Source organism: Paracrocinitomix mangrovi, assembly GCF_019740355.2.
Taxonomy (GTDB): Bacteria; Bacteroidota; Bacteroidia; order Flavobacteriales_D; family Crocinitomicaceae; genus Paracrocinitomix; species Paracrocinitomix mangrovi.
The window spans coordinates 1,221,019-1,241,237 of the sequence record NZ_CP091819.1 but is presented as its reverse complement, the minus strand read 5'-3'; the positions used below and the strand labels follow the sequence as shown (position 1 = coordinate 1,241,237).

Annotated in this window: 21 protein-coding genes; 12 read left to right on the top strand and 9 right to left on the bottom strand. The window is 34.1% G+C overall.

From position 1 onward, the window contains the following. Positions 1-97 precede the first annotated feature (97 nt). The gene (locus tag K6119_RS05615) at positions 98-2,428 is read right to left on the bottom strand and encodes a S9 family peptidase (RefSeq protein WP_221836342.1); all 2,331 of its coding nucleotides are present in this window, start codon (positions 2,426-2,428) and stop codon (positions 98-100) included. Between the two features lie 111 nt (positions 2,429-2,539). On the opposite strand from K6119_RS05615, the gene K6119_RS05610 reads away from it, so the two are divergent. From K6119_RS05610 to K6119_RS05575, 8 genes are all read left to right on the top strand, one after another. After that, positions 2,540-2,977, top strand: coding sequence for a MarR family winged helix-turn-helix transcriptional regulator (locus K6119_RS05610; RefSeq protein WP_221836340.1), 438 nt, complete (start codon positions 2,540-2,542; stop codon positions 2,975-2,977). 3 nt (positions 2,978-2,980) lie between these two features. Further along, positions 2,981-5,383 carry a 3-hydroxyacyl-CoA dehydrogenase/enoyl-CoA hydratase family protein gene (locus K6119_RS05605; RefSeq protein ID WP_221836338.1) on the top strand — a complete coding sequence of 801 codons (2,403 nt, stop codon included), beginning with the start codon at positions 2,981-2,983 and terminating at the stop codon, positions 5,381-5,383. Between the two features lie 34 nt (positions 5,384-5,417). Continuing rightward, the gene (locus tag K6119_RS05600) at positions 5,418-5,777 is read left to right on the top strand and encodes a four helix bundle protein (protein WP_221836335.1); all 360 of its coding nucleotides are present in this window, start codon (positions 5,418-5,420) and stop codon (positions 5,775-5,777) included. 22 nt (positions 5,778-5,799) lie between these two features. After that, on the top strand, positions 5,800-6,981 hold the full coding sequence (locus K6119_RS05595) for a thiolase family protein (protein WP_221836330.1): 1,182 nt from the start codon (positions 5,800-5,802) through the stop codon (positions 6,979-6,981). 45 nt (positions 6,982-7,026) lie between these two features. Beyond that, entirely contained in the window at positions 7,027-8,841 is a 1,815-nt protein-coding gene (locus K6119_RS05590) for an acyl-CoA dehydrogenase family protein (protein WP_221836329.1), read from the top strand. A 70-nt stretch (positions 8,842-8,911) separates the two neighbouring features. Next, positions 8,912-9,388: a TspO/MBR family protein gene (locus tag K6119_RS05585; RefSeq protein ID WP_221836328.1), complete on the top strand. Its 477-nt coding sequence runs from the start codon at positions 8,912-8,914 to the stop codon at positions 9,386-9,388. A 59-nt stretch (positions 9,389-9,447) separates the two neighbouring features. Next, entirely contained in the window at positions 9,448-10,008 is a 561-nt protein-coding gene (locus K6119_RS05580) for an RNA polymerase sigma factor (RefSeq protein WP_221836327.1), read from the top strand. After that, positions 10,005-10,244 carry a hypothetical protein gene (locus K6119_RS05575; RefSeq protein ID WP_221836324.1) on the top strand — a complete coding sequence of 80 codons (240 nt, stop codon included), beginning with the start codon at positions 10,005-10,007 and terminating at the stop codon, positions 10,242-10,244. Before K6119_RS05580 ends, K6119_RS05575 begins: the two co-directional genes overlap by 4 nt. Before the next feature lies 1 nt (position 10,245). Here K6119_RS05575 and purB read toward each other — a convergent pair whose 3' ends face one another. From purB to K6119_RS05555, 4 genes are all read right to left on the bottom strand, one after another. Next, complete coding sequence (gene purB, locus K6119_RS05570) at positions 10,246-11,598, bottom strand: adenylosuccinate lyase (protein WP_221836321.1); 1,353 nt, start codon at positions 11,596-11,598, stop codon at positions 10,246-10,248. Between the two features lie 65 nt (positions 11,599-11,663). Next, positions 11,664-12,104, bottom strand: coding sequence for a hypothetical protein (locus K6119_RS05565; protein ID WP_221836318.1), 441 nt, complete (start codon positions 12,102-12,104; stop codon positions 11,664-11,666). Further along, complete coding sequence (locus K6119_RS05560) at positions 12,104-13,063, bottom strand: AAA family ATPase (protein WP_221836553.1); 960 nt, start codon at positions 13,061-13,063, stop codon at positions 12,104-12,106. Before K6119_RS05560 ends, K6119_RS05565 begins: the two co-directional genes overlap by 1 nt. Positions 13,064-13,187: 124 nt before the next feature. After that, a complete protein-coding gene (locus tag K6119_RS05555; protein ID WP_221836316.1) occupies positions 13,188-13,775 on the bottom strand; it encodes a rhomboid family intramembrane serine protease in 588 nt (195 codons plus the stop codon). 63 nt (positions 13,776-13,838) lie between these two features. Between K6119_RS05555 and K6119_RS05550 the strand changes: the two genes are divergently transcribed. After that, on the top strand, positions 13,839-14,591 hold the full coding sequence (locus tag K6119_RS05550) for a hypothetical protein (protein WP_221836309.1): 753 nt from the start codon (positions 13,839-13,841) through the stop codon (positions 14,589-14,591). Here the strand turns inward: K6119_RS05550 and K6119_RS05545 are convergent. Genes K6119_RS05545 through K6119_RS05530 form a run of 4 tightly spaced genes read right to left on the bottom strand, consistent with a single transcriptional unit; the run spans position 14,581 to position 17,615 of the window. Continuing rightward, positions 14,581-16,053 (bottom strand): NAD(P)H-hydrate dehydratase, encoded by a 1,473-nt coding sequence (locus K6119_RS05545; RefSeq protein WP_221836292.1) that lies wholly within the window; start codon positions 16,051-16,053, stop codon positions 14,581-14,583. The genes K6119_RS05550 and K6119_RS05545 overlap by 11 nt on opposite strands. Next, positions 16,050-16,634 (bottom strand): dephospho-CoA kinase, encoded by a 585-nt coding sequence (gene coaE, locus K6119_RS05540; RefSeq protein WP_221836289.1) that lies wholly within the window; start codon positions 16,632-16,634, stop codon positions 16,050-16,052. Before coaE ends, K6119_RS05545 begins: the two co-directional genes overlap by 4 nt. 22 nt (positions 16,635-16,656) lie before the next feature. Continuing rightward, complete coding sequence (locus K6119_RS05535) at positions 16,657-17,040, bottom strand: DUF1987 domain-containing protein (RefSeq protein ID WP_221836286.1); 384 nt, start codon at positions 17,038-17,040, stop codon at positions 16,657-16,659. A 14-nt stretch (positions 17,041-17,054) separates the two neighbouring features. After that, entirely contained in the window at positions 17,055-17,615 is a 561-nt protein-coding gene (locus K6119_RS05530; RefSeq protein ID WP_221836283.1) for a SiaB family protein kinase, read from the bottom strand. Positions 17,616-17,713: 98 nt separating this feature from the next. Here K6119_RS05530 and K6119_RS05525 point away from each other — a divergent pair, with 98 nt between their 5' ends. From K6119_RS05525 to K6119_RS05515, 3 genes are all read left to right on the top strand, one after another. Next, positions 17,714-18,442 (top strand): class I SAM-dependent methyltransferase, encoded by a 729-nt coding sequence (locus K6119_RS05525; protein ID WP_221836281.1) that lies wholly within the window; start codon positions 17,714-17,716, stop codon positions 18,440-18,442. Position 18,443: 1 nt separating this feature from the next. Further along, positions 18,444-19,154 (top strand): ZIP family metal transporter, encoded by a 711-nt coding sequence (locus K6119_RS05520; protein ID WP_237828105.1) that lies wholly within the window; start codon positions 18,444-18,446, stop codon positions 19,152-19,154. A 222-nt stretch (positions 19,155-19,376) separates the two neighbouring features. Further along, entirely contained in the window at positions 19,377-20,168 is a 792-nt protein-coding gene (locus K6119_RS05515; protein WP_221836279.1) for a hypothetical protein, read from the top strand. Positions 20,169-20,219 lie beyond the last annotated feature (51 nt).

The following is a 20,219-nucleotide window of genomic DNA, read 5'->3' as shown; positions in this document are numbered from 1 at the left end:
ATAAGTAAATACATTAATTATATCGATCAATGCAATTATTTTAACGATAAAATAGTTGTTAGTTAAACGCAATAAAGACTCAAAAGGTTGAAATTAATTAAGGATTTAGTTGGGAATCAAACAAATTTAGAATGCGTCTATATTCATCTGTCCAACTCGTAGCCTCTTGAAATCCGTGCTTTTCAACTGGATAACCAATTAAATCCCAATTATCTTTACCCAGTTCAATAAATCTTTGGCTTAATCTTACAACATCTTGATATTGAACATTATCGTCTTCCATTCCATGAAGCATTAAGAGTTTGTTTTTAAGATTTTCTGCAAAATAAATAGGAGAACTTTTTTTGAAGGCTTCAGGGTCTGTTTCAGGTGTATTTAATATGTTAGAAGTGTATTGGTGATTATAATGTGCCCAATCAGTAACAGACCTTAAGGCAGCACCACATTTGAATTTATTGGGTTCGGTTAACATGGCCATCAATGTAATGAAACCGCCATAAGAGCCTCCATAAATACCAATTCTTTCAGAGTCAATTTCCAGTTCTTTGATCATGTAATCAGCACCATCAATTTGGTCACTTAAGTCCAAGCCTCCCATATGACGGTAGATTCCGGTTCTAAAATCTCTACCATAGCCTTTACTAGCTCTATAATCTATGTCTAAGATGGTGTATCCTTTATCTGCCAGTAAATTGTGGAACATATATTCTCTGTGATATCCGCTCCACCAATTGTGGGCATTTTGCAGGTAGCCAGCACCATGCACAAAGATGATTCCTGCCTGGTTTTTAAGTTGTTCAGTGGGTTTGTACAGTCGTGCATAAACCGTGGTTCCATCTTTTGCCTTGAAAGTAATTATTTCCGGTTCCCTCCATTTGTAATTATCAAATTCGGCTGTGGTTGATTTTGTGAAGGACTGTTTTTGGGCATCTTTTTCCAAATTGGAGATATACATTTCCCAAGGCTTGTTTTTGTAAGAGTATCTTATAGCTAATTGTTTTTCATTTGGTGATACAGCTACTTCATGGTTGCCATTTTCAGTCAAGATGTCTTCCCAGGTATTGCTGCTAATGTTGAATCTGTAAAACGATCTGTTTCCGGGATGATTCTTATTGGACGAAATGAAAAAACTCTTTTTATCTTTTGAAAGTTTAGCTTCATGTATTTCAAAATTTCCACTAGTCAATTGAGTAGTTTTTTTAGTAGTGCAGTTATAAGTATATAAATGTGAGTATCCGCTTTCTTCAGATTGAAAATAAAGCACATCATTATCTATCCAACCGCAGTTTCCTGGAACCATGTTCCATCCTGAAATACCGGGTCCTCCTATCCAGGTGGCATCATGTTGATGATTAATTTCTGTTAACGCTCCTTTGTCATCTAGCAGGGCTAGCCAACGGTCTTTATTATCGTATGATTTTACTTCTATTAATAAAGATTTTTGTTCAGAGTTAAAACCATGCGAATGAAAAATAACGTTTTTAGGTTCGCTCCACTTCTTAGTTTCACCTTCTTTAACCAGGTATTCCGGTTTGTTGTATATGCCACTTAGGTTTTCGGTACTTACAAGAAAGCTTGTATCCAATTCTTTCGAGTAAACACCTAAAAAATGACTTGGATCTTGGCTTCCCACTTTAGGTCTGGCATTCTTTAATTGTGTATATCCATCAGCTGTTACAAAACTTGCGTATTGGGTTTCTTCATTTTTTGGATATTCTACCGTTTCATAAACTATCCAATTTGTGTTGTTGTCAGTTTCAGCCCATTCCAAACTTGTATTATATAAATATAGTGTGGGTTGTAATTGAGTTTTGTATCGTGATTTTTCGACTGCTCTTTTTTCGGCTTCTGATTTGATTTTGCGTTCGTGATCAAATAATTCTATTTGCTGATCCTCCAAAAAAGATGTCTTTTTTGAATCAGTTGAAGGTTCTCCTTTTGAAAATTGGGTTAATTGTATGAATTGATTAGTGACTTTATCTATTAAATAAAAATCGTCATCTAATTGAATGATTACATTGCCATTATTTAGAATTCGATATACACTATAAGGTGAGGTAATTGAAAATAAGAGCTTGCAATTTTTGTCATTCCATTCGTACAAATTACCTCCTCGCTTGTAGTAGAAGACCTGATGATCAGCTGATTCATAATACCCTTCAACAGGTAAAGTTCTTGTTTCTTCCGGTTTAAGGACTTTATACCGTTTTGATTTGACATTGTAATCGTAATAACTATGAATAACTTCAGGTGTATTGTTCCATCTAAAATAGATATGGTTGCCATCTGGAGACCATACTGCATTGTAAGGTTGATGACCTATAAAATCATCTCCTTTCATTATTTCAGAAAGCTGAAGTGGAGTTTGAGAAAAAGTTGAAAATGAAAATGATAGAACAAAAAGAATGTAAATAGGTTGCAATCTCATATCAAATCTGGGAGGAAGGTTAAGTGTGAATAATAAAAAGTAAAAAAAAATTAAATAATTATGCGTGCATAAGAAAAACTTTTTACCTTTATGCTAAGATAGTGATTTGAAATGAACAAAGAACAACTTTTTGATTTCCATGTAAGGAATAACTGGTTTAAGATTTCCAGATATTATAACCAACTGGCTTCCAAGTACAATATGAGCTTTTCTTGGGGGTATATTTTACTTTCAATTGAAAAGGATGGAACACCTAGTACATCATTAGGGCCGCGTATGGGAATGGAACCTACCAGTTTGTCTAGAACATTAAAAAATATGGAAGACAAAGGGTTGATAGAAAGAAAATCAGATGCTATCGATAAAAGAAAATCTTTGGTGTTTTTAACGGAAGAAGGCTTAGAGGCAAGGAGAGTGGCCAGAGATGTTGTATTAGAATTTAATCAGGCTTTGTATGAAAAGTTTCCTAAAACTAAAGTCAAAGCCTTTTTTGAGATATCTGAAAAGATAGACGCTTATTTGAACGAACTTTTAGAAGAAAACAAGTAATTGATGAATCGACACATTAAAAAAGCAGCCGTTTTAGGTTCCGGAATTATGGGTTCAGGGATTGCATGTCACTTGGCAAACATTGGAGTTGATGTTTTGTTACTGGACATGGTTCCTAGAGAATTAAATGATGCTGAAAAAGCCAAAGGATTAACTTTAGAAGATAAAGTTGTTAGAAACAGAATGGTAAATGATTATCTAACTGCTTCACTTAAATCTAAACCTTCTCCTATTTACAAAAAGGAGTTTGCAAGCAGAATTACTACGGGTAATTTTGATGATGATTTTGAAAAAATCGCTGAATGTGATTGGGTAATTGAAGTAGTAGTTGAAAGATTAGATATCAAAAAAATCATTTTTGAAAAGGTTGATAAGTATCGTAAACAAGGAACTTTAGTTTCTTCAAATACATCTGGTATTCCTATACACATGATGTTAGAAGGAAGAAGTGATGATTTTCAAAAACACTTTTGTGGAACACACTTCTTTAATCCTCCAAGATATTTAAGACTATTAGAAATTATTCCGACACCTAAAACTGATCCTTCGATTGTTGACTTTTTTATGTCATATGGAGCAAGATTTTTAGGTAAGAAGACAGTATTATGTAAAGATACCCCTGCATTTATTGCTAATAGAGTAGGAGTATATTCAATCATGTCGTTATTCCATACTGTTGAGGAAATGGGATTAACCATTGAAGAGGTTGATAAATTGACAGGTCCTGTATTAGGAAGACCAAAATCTGCAACTTTCAGAACTTGTGATGTTGTTGGTTTGGATACTTTAGTTCATGTAGCCAATGGTTTAAAGGATAATTGTCCAAATGACGAAGAAAAAGACCAATTTGAGTTACCTGGATATGTAGCTAAGATGGTTGAAAATAACATGTTGGGATCAAAAACTGGAAAAGGTTTTTACAAAAAAGAGGTAGTTGACGGAAACAAAGAGATTTTATCTCTAGATCTGAAAACACTGGAATATAGAGGTAAGCAAAAAGCTGATTTTCCTATCATGGCAGCTACCAAGGCTGTAGATGATTTAAATGAAAGAACTAAGATGTTGTTCTTTGCAAAAGACAAAGCTGGTGAATTTTATAGAAAAACTTTTGCAGGTTTATTTGCTTACGTATCAAATAGAATTCCTGAGATCTCTGATGAGATTTACAAAGTAGATGATGCTTTAAAAGCAGGTTTTGGTTGGGAATTAGGACCTTTTGAAACTTGGAACTTGATAGGAGTTGAAAAAGGATTAGAAGTGATGAAGGAACATGGTAAAACTCCTGCAGAATGGGTTACCAAAATGGTGGCTTCTGGTGTGAAAGAATTTTACCAAATTGAAAATGGCGTTAAGAAATTCTATGATCAAAATGCCGGTGAATTTAAAGTGATTCCAGGTACAGAAGATCTAATATTCTTAGACAATTTAAGAGATTCAAATACTGTTTGGAAAAATCAAGATTGTCACATTATCGATTTAGGTGATGGAATTTTAAATCTTGAATTCCACACAAAGATGAATACTATTGGTGGAGGAGTTCTGCAAGGAATTCAAAAAGGTATAGATTTAGCTGAGACAGAATACAAAGGATTGGTGATTTCTAATACCGGGCAAAATTTCTCAGCAGGTGCCAATGTAGGAATGATCTTTATGATGGCTGCCGAGCAGGAATATGACGAATTAAATTTTGCGATTAAGCAGTTCCAGGATACAATGATGAGAATTAGACATTCATCTTGTCCTGTAATTGTGGCGCCACACAACATGGCCCTTGGAGGAGGATGCGAGATGTCTATGCACGCAGACAAAGTGATAGCACACGCAGAACTTTATATGGGATTAGTAGAGTTTGGAGTTGGATTGATCCCTGGTGGTGGTGGAACCAAAGAGTTTGCTAAAAGATTGTCTGATGATTTAAAAGAAGGTGATGTAAGGGTGAACAGATTTAGAGAAAAATTCTTGACAATCGGACAAGCGCAAGTTTCAACAAGTGCGTATGAAGCATTTGATTTAGGTTACCTAAGAAAAGGAATTGATGAAGTAGTTGTTGATAGAGATTATCAATTAACAAGAGCTAAAGAAGCTTGTTTAGCATTATACAATGCAGGATATACTCAACCTGTAAAAGAAAAGAACATCACAGTTCTTGGGCAGGAAGCTCTTGGATTGGTATACGTAGGTGCTGATTCAATGGAACATGGACATTATATCTCAGAACATGATGCTTACATCTCTGAACAATTAGGATTTGTATTGGCAGGTGGTGATTTATCTGAATTAACACAAGTAGATGAGCAATACTTGCTTGATCTTGAAAGAAAAGCGTTTTTGGACTTGTGCACTAAAAGAAAAACTCTAGAAAGAATTCAGTCAATTGTCACTAAAGGAAAAATTTTAAGAAATTAAAAAGTAGCAAGTATTCAGTAAAGAGTATCAAGAAATGCATAATTATCAGGAATTAAAAGTTTGGCAAAAAGCAATGACGCTTGTAGAGAATACCTACAAGATTTATAGTGAATTGCCTAAAGCTGAACAATTTAATTTCGGATCTCAGATCACTCGTTGCGCCCTGTCTATTCCAAGTAATATTGCAGAAGGTGCGGGAAGGAAAAGTTCAACTGAGTTTAAAAGATTTCTAGATATCGCTACTGGTTCTTCTTATGAATTAGAAACACAATTGATTTTAATTGAAAGAATATTTAAAATAGATACAAAAGAGATGATAGATCAAGTGGTTGAAGTACAAAAAATGATTTATGCATTAAACAGGTCATTTGAAAAATCAACTCTTGTGTCTTGATACTAAAAACTTATTACTAGATATGAGTAAAACAGCATATATCGTAAAAGCCTATAGAACTGCTGTAGGAAAAGCTAATAAAGGCGGGTTTAGATTTTCTCGTCCTGATGATTTGGCTGCAGATGTTATCAAGCAAATTATTAAAGAAGTTCCGCAATTAGATCCCGAGATGATTGATGATGTAATTGTTGGAAATGCAATGCCTGAAGGTGAACAAGGATTGAACGTAGGTCGTTTTATCTCACTGATGGGATTAGATACAAACAAAGTACCTGGTATGACAGTTAACAGATACTGTTCCTCAGGTTTAGAAACTATAGCAATTGCCTCTGCAAAAATCCAAAACGGAATGGCAGATATCATTATTGCTGGTGGAACTGAATCAATGTCTGCAATTGCAATGGGTGGATGGAGAGTTGTTCCAAATGCTAAGGTGGCTAAAAAACATGCTGATTGGTATTGGGGAATGGGAAATACAGCTGAAGCTGTAGCTGAAAAATACAATGTTACCCGTGAAGATCAGGATGAATTCGCCTACAATTCTCATATGAAAGCTTTAGCTGCTTTAAAAGAGAATAGATTTAAGGATGATATCGTTCCAATTGAAGTTCCAGAAGTATATATAGATGCTAATGGAAAAAGAGCAGAGAGAACTTTCACTGTTGATACAGATGAGGGACCAAGAATGGGAACCACAGTTGAAGGCTTGTCTAAATTGAAACCTGTTTTCATGGCGGATGGAACAGTTACCGCAGGAAATGCTTCACAAATGTCAGACGGAGCAGCGTTTTTGTTGATCATGTCAGAAGAAATGGTGAAGAAATTGAATGTGGAGCCAATTGCAAGAATGCTGTCTTATAAAGTTGTTGGAGTTGAACCTAGAATTATGGGTATTGGACCTGTAGATGCAATTCCAGGAGCAATTGAAATGGCAGGATTAAAACAAAGCGATATTAACCTTGTTGAATTGAATGAGGCTTTTGCTTCGCAATCTGTTGCTGTTATTAGAGAAACAGGATTGAATCCGGATATAGTAAATGTAAATGGAGGAGCAATTGCGCTTGGTCACCCACTAGGTTGTACTGGAGCGAAATTATCGGTACAAATCATTAATGAACTTAAGAAAAGAAACCAAAAATACGGAGTTGTTACAATGTGCGTAGGTACAGGACAAGGAGCAGCTGGAGTATTAGAAATACTATAAATCAAATAGCAATTAAAAATTGCTTATTGTAAATTGAATTAAGTTATGTCAGAAACTAAAGAAAGTAAAAAGCCTATTAAAGGAGGTGAATTCTTAATCAGATCAATAGAGACTGATGAAATTTTTACTCCTGAAGGTTACAACGAAGAGCAAAGAATGATTGCTCAAACTTGTTTGGATTTTATTAGACAAGAAATTGAACCGGATGCAGATAAATTAGATGCCATGACTGAAGGGTTAATGCAATCTAAATTAGATAAGGCAGGTGAATTAGGAATGTTAGGTTTGTCTGTACCTGAGCAATATGGAGGAATGGGAGTTGATTTTCCTACTTCTTTGTTGGCAACGGAATATTTAGGAAGAGGAAACTCTTTCTCTGTTGCATATGGAGCTCATACAGGGATCGGAACATTACCAATTTTATATTTCGGAACAGAAGATCAAAAACAAAAGTACATTCCAAAACTAGCTTCAGGCGAGTGGAAAGCAGCTTATTGTTTAACTGAGCCAAGTTCAGGTTCTGATGCTAACTCTGGTAAAACAAAAGCAATTTTATCTGATGATGGTAAATACTACACTTTGAACGGTCAAAAAATGTGGATCACCAACGGAGGTTTTGCAAATGTATTTACAGTGTTTGCTAAAATTGGTGATGATGAAAATCTAACTGGTTTTATAGTGGATGCTGATTCAGAAGGAATTTCCTTAAACCCGGAAGAAAAGAAAATGGGTATTAAAGGTTCATCTACTCGTCAAGTTTTCTTCAATAACGTAAAAGTTCCTGCAGAGAACCTTTTAGGAGAAAGACAAGGTGGATTTAAAATTGCCGTAAACATTCTAAATATTGGTAGAATTAAATTGGCTGCCGGAGTACTTGGTGGCGCAAAAGAAACTATCAATTATACGGTTCAATATGCTAATGAAAGAGAGCAATTTGGAAGATCTATTTCAAAATATGGAGCGATCAGACAAAAATTGGCAGAGCAAGTAATCAGAACTTTTGCATTAGAATCTGCTACTTACAGAGCTGGTTTTGATATCGAAAATTTGATTCACAAGTTAGTTGAAGAAGGAATGGATAAGCAAAAAGCAACTTTGGAAGGAATCAAAGAATATGCTGCTGAATGCGCTATCCTTAAAGTTGTTGGATCTGAAACGCTTGATTATGTAGTGGATGAAGGAGTTCAGGTACATGGTGGTATGGGTTATTCGGCTGAATCAAAAGTAGAAAGAGCATACAGAGATTCACGTATCAACAGAATTTTTGAAGGAACCAATGAAATCAACAGAATGTTGACTGTTGATATGATCCTTAAAAAAGCTATGAAAGGAGAATTGGATTTGATGGGACCTGCACAAGCAGTTGCCGGAGAATTGATGAGCATTCCTGATTTTGATAGTGGTTCAGATGAATTGTTTGCAGAAGAGAAAAAATACATTGAGAACTTCAAGAAAGCAATTTTGATGGTAGCAGGTTCTGCCGCTCAAAAATTGATGATGGAGTTGGCAAAACAGCAAGAAATCTTGATCAATATTGCCAACATGATCAATTACACTTATGTTGCTGAATCTACTTTAAAACGAGTTGAGAAGATGGTAGCGGCAAAAGGAGAAGCTGCTTGTCAAGAATATATTGCTATAGTTAAGACATACATTTTTGATGCTGCTGATTATATCAACAAGCAAGGTAAAGATGCTTTGATGGGATTTGTTGAAGGAGATGAATTAAGAATGATGATGATGGGAATGAAACGTTTCACAAAAGTTGAAGCATACAATACCAAAAATGCACGACAATTAATTGCACAAAAACTGATAGACAAAAATGAATACTGTTTCTCAGATGCATTAAATCAATAAAACAAAGTAAGCCTCGATTTTATCGGGGCTTTTTTTTGAACATACTGTAGAGGTAATTTGTTATAATGGTATGACGGCTAAAAAAAAGTATATAATTTATCTTTTCATTTATTTGATAGTGAATTTTGCGGCATTGGGTTTAGGAGGTTTGCTGCAAGGAGAAGGTCCATCCAGTGAGTGGTATCAAAATTTAAACAGAGCACCTTGGACACCTCCAGGATGGGTATTTGGAGCGGCATGGTTTACCATCATGATATGTTTATCATTCTTTATGGCAAAAATTTCAAAGGAGGTTAGCATTGCTATAATGGGACTTTTTTCTGTGCAATGGTTGTTAAATGTATCTTGGAATCCAATCTTTTTTGATCTTCAAATGGTGCCTCTTTCTTTAGCGATTATATCGCTATTGGCCATAGTGGTAATTATCATGTTTATTGTTGGTTGGCAAAAAGTAAAATGGACATCATTTTTATTATTGCCTTATATAATATGGCTGTTAATTGCAATCAGTTTAAACTTTTATATCTATCGATTTAATGGAATATGATTCCAACCATTTGTCACAAATTACTTGTTGCAACAACAAATATTGATTAACATTGTTCCATGTCAACAACCAAAGCAGATTTAGATACATCAGGATGGGTAGATAATTACTCAGATATCCTCTATAATTATGCGATAACCAGAGTAAATGATCATGAACTATCCAAAGATTTAGTTCAGGATACATTTGTTTCTGCTTTAAAAGGTTTAGCAAGTTTTAAAGGGGAGAGTAGTGTTAAAACCTGGCTTTTTTCTATATTGAAAAGAAAAATAATCGACCATTGGCGTAAACAAGAGTCTAGAAAAACTAAGCCAATGTCGCAATTAGGAAATGGTGAGCAGTCTGGTGAAGAGAAAGCAATGCAAAAGCAAAATGAAAACTCTTTTTCAGAAATTGAAGTGAACTATGATAACATGGAGTTAAGAGATGCTATCATGGGGTGCATTCAAGATTTGCCTGAGAAATGGAAAGGTATTATTATTGATAAATTAGTAGAAGAAAAGAAAAGTGAAGAGGTATGTAAGGAGCATGATATTACTCCGTCAAACTTGTGGGTGATCGTTCACAGAGCTAAAGTACAGTTACGTGAGTGTTTGTCTGCTAAATGGTTAAATACATGATTGATTGTAAAAGGGCAGGACAATTAATTGAAAAAAAAGAGTACGAAAAACTCAATTGGTTTCAGAAAAGAAAACTTCGAATTCACATCAGAGTTTGTGGACTTTGTGCTGATTATGAAAAAGATAATGTTGTCTTATGCAAGATTATCAAATTAGCCAACATTAAGCACAGCAAACACTGCCTTTCTCAAGAAGAGAAAGATCAATTAAGACAAACACTAACAGAAAACTGTTAGTTTATCTATCTACCATATTAATTCCGGTAAAGTTTTGAGGACTAATAGATCTTAATTCCTCTTTAATGTTTTCAGGTACATCTAATGTTTCAATAAACGCAGCAATACTTGCTTTTGTAATCGCCTCATTAGTTCTGGTTAAAGATTTTAAAGCTTCATATGGCTTAGGAAAACCTTCTCTCCTTAAAACAGTTTGAATAGCTTCAGCTACTACGGCCCAGTTTTCTTCTAAATCCTGATTTAACTTGTTTTCGTTCAATAACAATTTATTCAGTCCTTTTAAAGTAGCTTTAATTGCAATCATTGTATGCGCCAAAGGCATTCCAACATTTCTTAAAACCGTTGAATCTGTCAAATCACGTTGAAGTCTGCTAACCGGTAGTTTGGCTGATAAATGCTCAAACAAAGCATTAGCAATACCAATGTTTCCTTCTGAATTTTCAAAGTCAATTGGGTTTACTTTATGCGGCATTGCGCTTGATCCAATTTCTCCTTCTTTAATTTTTTGTTTGAAATACTCCATTGAGATATAGGTCCACATATCTCTATCCAAATCCAGAATAATAGAATTGATACGTTTCATGGCATCAAACAAAGCTGCTGCATTGTCATAATGCTCAATTTGCGTAGTGGTTTGACTTCTTTCAATTTCTAAAGATCCATTTATAAAATCATTAGCGAATTTAACCCAGTCAATTTTAGGGAATGCAACATAGTGAGCATTCATATTTCCTGTTGCTCCACCAAATTTAGCTGAGAAAGGAACAGCAAGTAATTGTTGTTTTTGGATATCTAATCGTTCAACAAATACAAAAATCTCTTTTCCTAATCTTGTAGGTGAAGCAGGTTGACCATGTGTTCTGGCCAACATTGGAATGTTTTTCCATTCTTGAGCCAATTCGTTTAAAGTTAGAATTAAATCATCCAGTAATGGAATATATTCATTGTATACAGCTTCTTTTAAAGAAAGAGGAATTGCTGTATTGTTGATGTCTTGAGATGTAAGTCCAAAATGTATAAACTCTTCGTATTTGGTAAGACCTAATTTGGCAAGTCTTTCCTTGATGAAGTATTCAACCGCTTTTACATCATGGTTGGTTGTTTTCTCAATTTCTTTAATCTTCTCAGCATCCTCTTCTTCAAATTTTTCATAAACTGCTCTTAAAGCTTGATATTTTTCCTCAGGAAAATCTGATAGACCTTTGATGTCAAGTTTAGTAAGTTCAATGAAGTATTCTATCTCAACCAAAACTCTGTATTTGATTAATGCATACTCCGAGAAATAAGCCGCTAAATTTTCAACTTTTGAACGATATCTCCCATCAACAGGAGAAATGGCAGTTAATGAATTCATCTTTCGTGAATTTTAAGAAAACGCAAAGATAGTAAAAGGATAAAAGTAGTACCTAATGAATTGAGTTAATAAATCTCTTCTTCGTCAATTGGTTTATTTCCTTGCACAGGTTTTTTTACACTTTTGTCTTCAGGTTCCATCACGAAACTCATGATAGACAGAACCAACATGGCTATTCCTCCAAGAGTCACCAACACCCCAATTAAAATCATAAAATTAGATTTCATATTGAGTGATGGCATTGTTATAATAAGCATACCAATCAAAAAGACAGGAATCCCGGTGGTCAAGTATTTTACGCCACTTTCTTTTCGAATGGCTTTTTTATTGAAATTCTCTGTGAATCTATCGTGTCTTTTAGCGTGTATTTCGTCTAAATGAAATGAAGGACAAGTATCTTCAAAAGTGGGTTTATCATTTGTAAGACCACAAACGGTTCCCAATTTTCTATCGAATTTCTTATTCGTACAGCTTTGACATATTTTTATTCTGTCGTTAAGATCCACTAAGACTGCATTAATTCATCTAAAATTTTCTCTATTGTAAATCCTTCAGCTTCTGCACGATAATTTCTTACAATTCTATGACGAAGAATAGGATAGGCAACAGCTTTAACATCTTCAATGTCCGGTGAATATTTACCATTAATAGCTGCATGACATTTTGCTCCAATAACCAAATATTGCGAAGCTCTTGGTCCTGCACCCCAGTCCAAATATTTTTCAGTAAGAGGATGAGTTAAATCACCTGTTTTTCTGGTTTTACCTACAAGTTTAACAGCATATTCATATACACCGTCTGGAACCGGAATTCGTCTGATTAACTTTTGAAAGTAAATTATCTCCTCAGCATTCAAGATCGGTTTTAAACTCACATCCAAATCTGAGGTTGTATTTTTTACAATGTTGATTTCTTCTTCATACGTTGGGTAATCAACCCAAATATTGAACATAAAACGGTCCAATTGTGCTTCAGGCAAAGGGTAAGTTCCCTCTTGCTCAATTGGGTTTTGAGTGGCCAATACAAAAAACGGTTTTTCTAATTCATACCTAGTCCCTGCAGCAGTAACGTTCTTTTCTTGCATGGCCTCTAATAATGCTGCTTGTGTTTTTGGAGGCGTTCTGTTGATCTCATCTGCCAAAATAATATTGGCAAAAATTGGTCCTTTTATGAACTTAAAGTTTCTTGTTTCGTCCAAAATTTCAGATCCAACAATATCTGAAGGCATTAAATCCGGAGTAAACTGAATTCTTTTAAAACTCAAGCCTAATGAATCAGAGATGGTTTGAATTAACAATGTTTTTGCCAATCCGGGTACACCAACTAACAAGCTATGTCCATTTGAAAATATAGACATTAATACTTGCTGAACAACATCATTTTGTCCTACAATTACCTTGTGAATTTCTGAATTGAGTTCATTGTATTTCTTTACGAGTAAGTCAACTCCTTCTTTATCTGAAATGTTTTCCATCTGAATTTTATAGTTGGATAAATTTAATAATAAGTTTGGTTCAATTTTTTTCTAAAATATAAAGGGTTTAGACTTTATATAAACGCGAAAATTTGTAATTATTTGTTAAAAAAGTCTAACCGAGTATTTCTGTGCTTTTAGGAGTATCCCTTATTTTCTTTCCGGCAAGTGCAAATCCAAATACAGCTCCAACAATTCCTCCTATAATATGCGTTGAATGTGATATCCCATCTTCTCTACCATCAAAGGTTCCCCAAATTTCACCACCTATATAAATAATCACGATTAGAACAAATGTCAGGGGGATTTCTTTGTTTTTAAAATTAACTAATGAAACCAGCAATATCAACATGAACACAATCCCGCTGGCACCTAATAATCTGGTGTCAAAAAACATGATTTGTATTAAACCGGTAACAACGGCTGTAGTCAAAAACATGATGACTAAATTTTTACTACCATATTTTTCTTCTACAATTGGTCCTAAAAGTAAAAAGAAAGCCATATTCCCCATAAAATGCTCAATGCTGGCATGTCCAATAGTGTGAGAAAACATTTTGAAATACCAACTTGGACTTGAAAAGTTCCAAACCGGATCTAAAATGAAATAATCCGTTCCAATCCCATTTGAAGTAAACAAATACACAATACCACAAACAAATGAGAAGATGAGGACTACAGGTGAGTTAAAAGTAAGTTTCATACTGTTGAATATTACTATTTTTGTTCTATGTCTATCAAATATAAGGCTTCTAAAACTAGCTGGATGAAATTATACTTGCTTTTATCTTTTGTTGTATTTACTACTTATGTTAATGCACAAATAGTTTCTGGTGAAACACCTAATGAAAAAGAAGAAAAGGAAAAAAAAGAAAAACCTGAGAAAGAACCGCTGAACAGAGATAGTTTAACTGGTACAACTTATTACCTGACCGGTTTGTATACTTATGGTTATAGATCTTTCACAGACAATACTCCCTACCAAAGTTATGAGGAATGGAATGATCAAAAAGCTGATATGAGTGGGGGAGCTTCCATTGGATTTTTTGTCCCTGTTGCAAAGAATTTGGATATGGATTTAGGTTTTACATTCTTTGGAAGCAAAGAGAAATACGATTATGCTTCTGAGACCACAGATACAACTTTTCATTTTTCTAATACCTATATGCAAATAGGGGTTCCAATTAAGTTGAGGTATACAATTGGAGAAAAGTTTCAATTTTTTGGAGTAGCAGGGATAACTCCTCTTAATTTGATTAACGTAAGATATAACGAGAATTATACGAGAAATAGTGGAGATCCGGTAAATCCTGATGTAACCGTTGTGAAAGATAAATTGGCCATGTTTAATTTAATGGCTTCTGCAGGATTTGGCATCAACTATAATTTTGATTTGTTCGGATTTACTTTATATCCTGAATACAGACATCAATTGCTTAATACTTATGATGCTACTAAATCAATAGATCACAAAATGTATGGATTAGGAATTCATGCTGGATTATTACTTAGATTGTAAATTGTTGAATTACAGTTGGTAGTTCATTAATTAAATCAGAAGCTTGCAAACTTATGCTACCTTGCTTTCTCTCTGCTGCATCACCAGCTGCTCCGTGCAAAAACATGCCATAAATTGCAGCTTCTTTAGCGGGATAAGATTTGGCTAATAATGCTCCAATTATTCCGGTTAAAGTATCTCCCATACCTGCTTTTGCCATTCCAGGATTTCCTGTACTGTTGATGTAAATATTGCCATCAGGACAAGTCAATTTTGAATAAGCTCCCTTTTGTATAATAAAGACTTTATATTTTTTACTGAAAGCTAATTGTTGTTCCAGTAATTCTTCAGATGAATTAGATTCTCCGATAAGTCTTTTCAATTCGCCAATGTGAGGTGTCAAAATGCAGTTTTCAGGTAATTGACTAACCAAATCAGGATTATTCGCAATTAAATTGAGCGCGTCTGCATCAACTACTGTAGGTAAATTAGATTGAAGTACTTTTTCTAATAATTTTCTGGCAACAGATGATTGACCCAATCCTGGTCCTATTGAAATAGCCTGTGTTTTTGAGGGGATTTCGTTTTGTTCAACATTGATCCAAATACTTTCAGAGCAATTGATATTTAGAGGAGTTTTTGTTGATTTTTCAGAAATAGTATAAGTGTAACCTGCACCACATTTCAATGCAGCAGATGTGGAAAGTAAAATTGCTCCACTCATTTCTTCTAATCCTCCAATTAAACTCAAATAGCCATTGTTTCCTTTATGATCAAAAGTTTTTCCCTTGGTCAATTCAATTGTTTCTCCTTGAAGAAATTGAATATCAGATTTTACTGGAAAATTTGGATGAAGACCTATATCTATAATCTTTATTTTCCCGACATACTTGCCATATTCAGGATAAAAGAATGACATTTTAGGAGACATAAAGGTCAATGTCTCGTCAGCTAAAAAAACATTTTGAAGTTCAGTGTTGGATCTGTTATCTGTTGCAAATAAGCCTGAAGGAATATCAATGGCAATTTTAAATGCCTCAGTTTCTCCCATTTTTTTTACGGTTTGACCAATCCAGCCACTTACCGGCTTATTTAATCCTGAACCAAATACAGCATCAATTACAATATCAGATTTTATCAAGAAATCATTTTGATTCTCATTTAAAACTTCAATTTTTACTGACTTTGGTAATTTTTTAAAATTGCTTTCAAAGTCTGCGGTTTTATTTCCAAATTCTAAGATGTATAGTTGAACTTTTCTACCTGTTTCGGCAAGAAGTCGGGCAATAACTAAACCGTCACCTCCATTATTACCTGGTCCGCAAAAAATTGTTGCTGATTTAAAAAAATGATTCCCTAAAATCTGTTTACAAGCTAAAGTGGCTGCGCGCTCCATTAAGTTCAAAGAACTGATAGGTTCATGTTCAATGGTGAATTGATCCCATGCTTGCATTTCTTTTGATGTGTAAACAGCAATACTCATTTTAGTTGTTGAATCATTTTATTTATTTGTGGTAGTAGAGGTGATTTTTCATCATTGTTTATAACAAAATCTGCAAGCGGAATTTTTTGTTCATCTGTCCATTGCGAGCTCATTCTTTCTAGAATTTGTTCTTCACTTAAACCACTTCTTTTTTTTACGCGGTCAATTCTCATTTGCTTAGGAGCTACAATTAAACACATTTTGTCATATTGTTTATAAGCTCCGGTTTCAAATAAAATAGCTGCTTCATTAAAAACCAGTTTTGCTCCTGATGATTCGGCCCATTCAAAATATTTATCGCGAACCAAGGGGTGAACAATTTCATTTAATTTGAGCCTCAAATTAGGGTCATTAAAAACTTGTTCTGCAATAAAAGGACTATTTAGCGCTTGATCAATATAAGCCTCTTTGCCAAAAAGTATAGTAATTTGTTCTATAGCTTTTGGATGAGAATTGGTGATGTTTTTAGCTTCTTGATCAGAATAAAAAACGGGATAACCCATGGCTTCAATGATACGGCAAACATATGATTTTCCCGAACCAATACCACCGGTTATCCCGATTGATAAATATGTTTTCATATCGCCTTGGGCGATTAGAATATTAAATTTCTTCTACTTCGATCATTTTGAACGGAAGATCGATAATAGCCTGGTAGTCTTCTCCAGCTTCTTCCATATCTTCATCATCTTCTTCAAAATACCAGTTAACACTAACCTCAGTATTTCCAGCGTTCAATTTCTCTAATTGTTTAAACAAATCCAAAATACATTTTGAAGACGAAGTGTTGAAGTACTCTAACTTAACATCTACGATAGTATTCGGTTTTGGATTAGCGGCATACGCATCAATCCAATCATTTAAAGGTTTATAGAATTCGATAGAGTTTTCTGGAATTGATCTCCCTTTCAATTCTAATACACCGTTATCTGAGTCAAAATTTACTGTAGGTGTTTTTGCTGATCCTTCTAAAACTAAATTTTCCATATTAATTTATGTAATTACTCTGCTATTTTAACAGACAAACTAAAAAAAGTGGTTGTATCATTAATTGGGCTAAAATTATAATCTAATTTTTCGCCTGATTTCCTTGCAATATCAATCATTCCTAACCCCGCAGTCCCCTTTTGTGAAAGAGATCCTTCACTCAAAACCTGTTTGTAATAGGCTTTTAACTCATCTTTGTTCATACTGTTAACAAGATCTAATTTCTCTTTTAACGGTTGAACATCCTCAGCTTTCATATAGTTACCAGTGGTAATCTCATATTCAAACTCTCTCTTCGCTATCATTAAAAGAGCTGATTTGTCTTCTAATGGCATGTGTATTCTATCCTCTTGATCTATATGATGATATAGATTTTGAAGACATTCAACCAAAATGTTAAATACTTTACGTTTAACCTTTGGCTTTTCGTCCATGTGCTCCATTTTAGACTCCATTATTTGCAGAATTGTTGTTAGCAATTCTGAAGTAATCATGCCTTTGAAAGATAACAAGACGTGCTTTTCTTCGAGTTGTTTATATATTTCGTAAACCTTATCCACTCTTAATACATGCAAGGCAAATATATAAAATTAAGTCTTCCAACCTGAAGATTACCTTTCTAATTTTTAGAATGTCCTAAAAAGAGTGTTAATTTTGCACTAAATACTTCGGTATGAGTGAATGGTTCAAGGATTGGTTTAATACAAAATATTATCATCTTTTATATAAAGACAGAGATTTGGATGAGGCCAGAACCTTCATTTCGAACCTTTTATTTCATTTAGAATTACCGTCTCAAAGTAAAGTTCTTGACCTAGCATGTGGAAGTGGAAGACATGCCATTCAATTAGCAGAAAATAATCTTATTGTATCTGGAATTGACATCTCGGAAAAGAGTATTGAAGAAGCCAAAAGAAAAGCAGGAGATTTAGTTGATTTTAGGGTTCATGACATGCGTCAAAATGTTGGTGAAAATTATTATGACGCAGTATTTAATCTCTTTACAAGCTTTGGATACTTTGAAGACCAAAAGGATGATATAAGAGTTATTCAAGCAGTTAAGAAATCACTCAAACAAAATGGCCTATTTATCATAGATTACTTAAATAGTAAATACGTGGAGGATAACTTGGTGGCACATGAAACTAAAAAATGTGACAGTATTTCCTTTACGATTGATAAACAAATATTGAATGGTTTCGTAGTTAAGGAGATTAGATTTAATGACGGTCAAGAAGAGTACACTTTTAAAGAAAAGGTAAAACTATTTACTAAAGAACAATTAGAGAGTTTATTGCGCCAAGAAGGATTTGAAGTAATTTCGGTTTTTGGAGATTATCAATTAAATCCTTTTAAGGAAAATGAATCTGAACGTCTAATCATCATATCTAAACTAAAGTAAATTGGAAATCTGGTATAAAATAATTGGATTGTTTTTGTCTGTTGTTGCAGGAGGAGTGTTAGTGGAGTTGTTTAAGAAGGCTTCACATTTAAAATTGCTGTTATCCTTTTCAGGAGGTTTTTTATTGACTATAATCTTTACTCACATCTTTCCTGAATCATATAAAGATAATGGGAGTATTACAGGTTATTTTATCCTTTTAGGATTTTTGTTGCAGTTGATATTAGAGTACTTTTCAAAAGGAGCAGAACACGGACATACGCATATCCACCATGAAGATGGTGACCATGTGCATAAAACATTTCCCATTGCCATTTTTGTTAGTTTGTCATTGCACGCCTTTATAGAATCTGTTCCTTTAGATCATCATGGGCATGCACATGTAGACGACTTATACTGGGGAGTTATTCTACACAAAATTCCGGTTGCTGTTGCTTTGATGACTATTCTGGTTGCCGGAGGATATAGTAGAAAACAATCTTGGATTTATTTGATATTGTTTGGACTTACAGCTCCGCTAGGAATTTTAATGGGTGAGCCAATTCTTGAAAATTTAAGTATTAATCCGGATTATATTCTTTCAGTAGCAGTTGGAATGTTTTTACACATTTCTACCACAATTATTTTTGAATCAAGTGAAGGTCACAAATTGAACTTCATAAAATTAATTGCTATTCTGGCCGGCTTTGCTATGGGAATGGTAATGACATAGTCATAAAAAATCCTAAAACTTTTAGGTTCGATACATCTGTAAAGTATTGAAATTAAAACAATAATGACCAAAACAATGGTTGTTATTGAGGATAATCAGTTTTAGATTTTACTGATAACATTATCTTTGACCAAAATTTAGTTCACAATAATTTGGCAATCTATACCAAACCTTTTTGGATAACTTGCGTTTAGATTGTTGAAATAAAAATTAAACAAAAAAATGAAAAAAGTTGTTTTAATGTTTGCAGCAGCAGGTTTATTGCTAGCTACACCTTCATGTAAAAAAGGTGAAAATGACCCTTTCTTAAGTCTTTCATCAAGAAAAGCAAGATTTGCTGGAACTTGGGATTTGACTGGATACACATTCAATAGTACTAACACTGAACCAAATGGAGATTACCAAACTTCGGCTTCTACATTAACCAATGGTGTTATTACTAGTACTGACACAGATTTTGATGTAAGTAATGGAACTTCAACTACTAACACTAGTACAATTACATTGAACAAAGCTCAATATGTAATTAACAAAGATGGTACTTGGACAAGTGAAATGGATTACACTGCTACTAACACTTATGATTATACTGATATCTGGGGAGATGATCACACAGTAACTGAAACTAGTAACTGGACATCTACTGAATCAGGAAACTGGTCATTCGTAGGAAAAGTAAAAGAAGGTGATGTTACTTACAAAAACAAAGAAAGAGCAATGATGAATACTTTAGTATCATCAGGAACTTCTTCTGGAAATGAAGTAGATAACAACACAACTGCAGGTACTACACAAACTACTCAAAATGGTACTAGCTCTTGGACTAATAACTACTACAGTGGTGAAGTTGCAATGACTATTGAAATTGATCAGTTAAAAGGAAAAGAAATGATCTGGAAAATTATCGAGAAAAATTCTGGAACTTCTAGCTGGACTAACAATGGTACTACTAACACTTCAACTGATGACGTTTATGAATCAGAAGAGTGGTATACTTGGACTATCGTTAAATAATATTTAGCAGATATAATATTGAAAGCCTTCGTGGAAACACGAGGGCTTTTT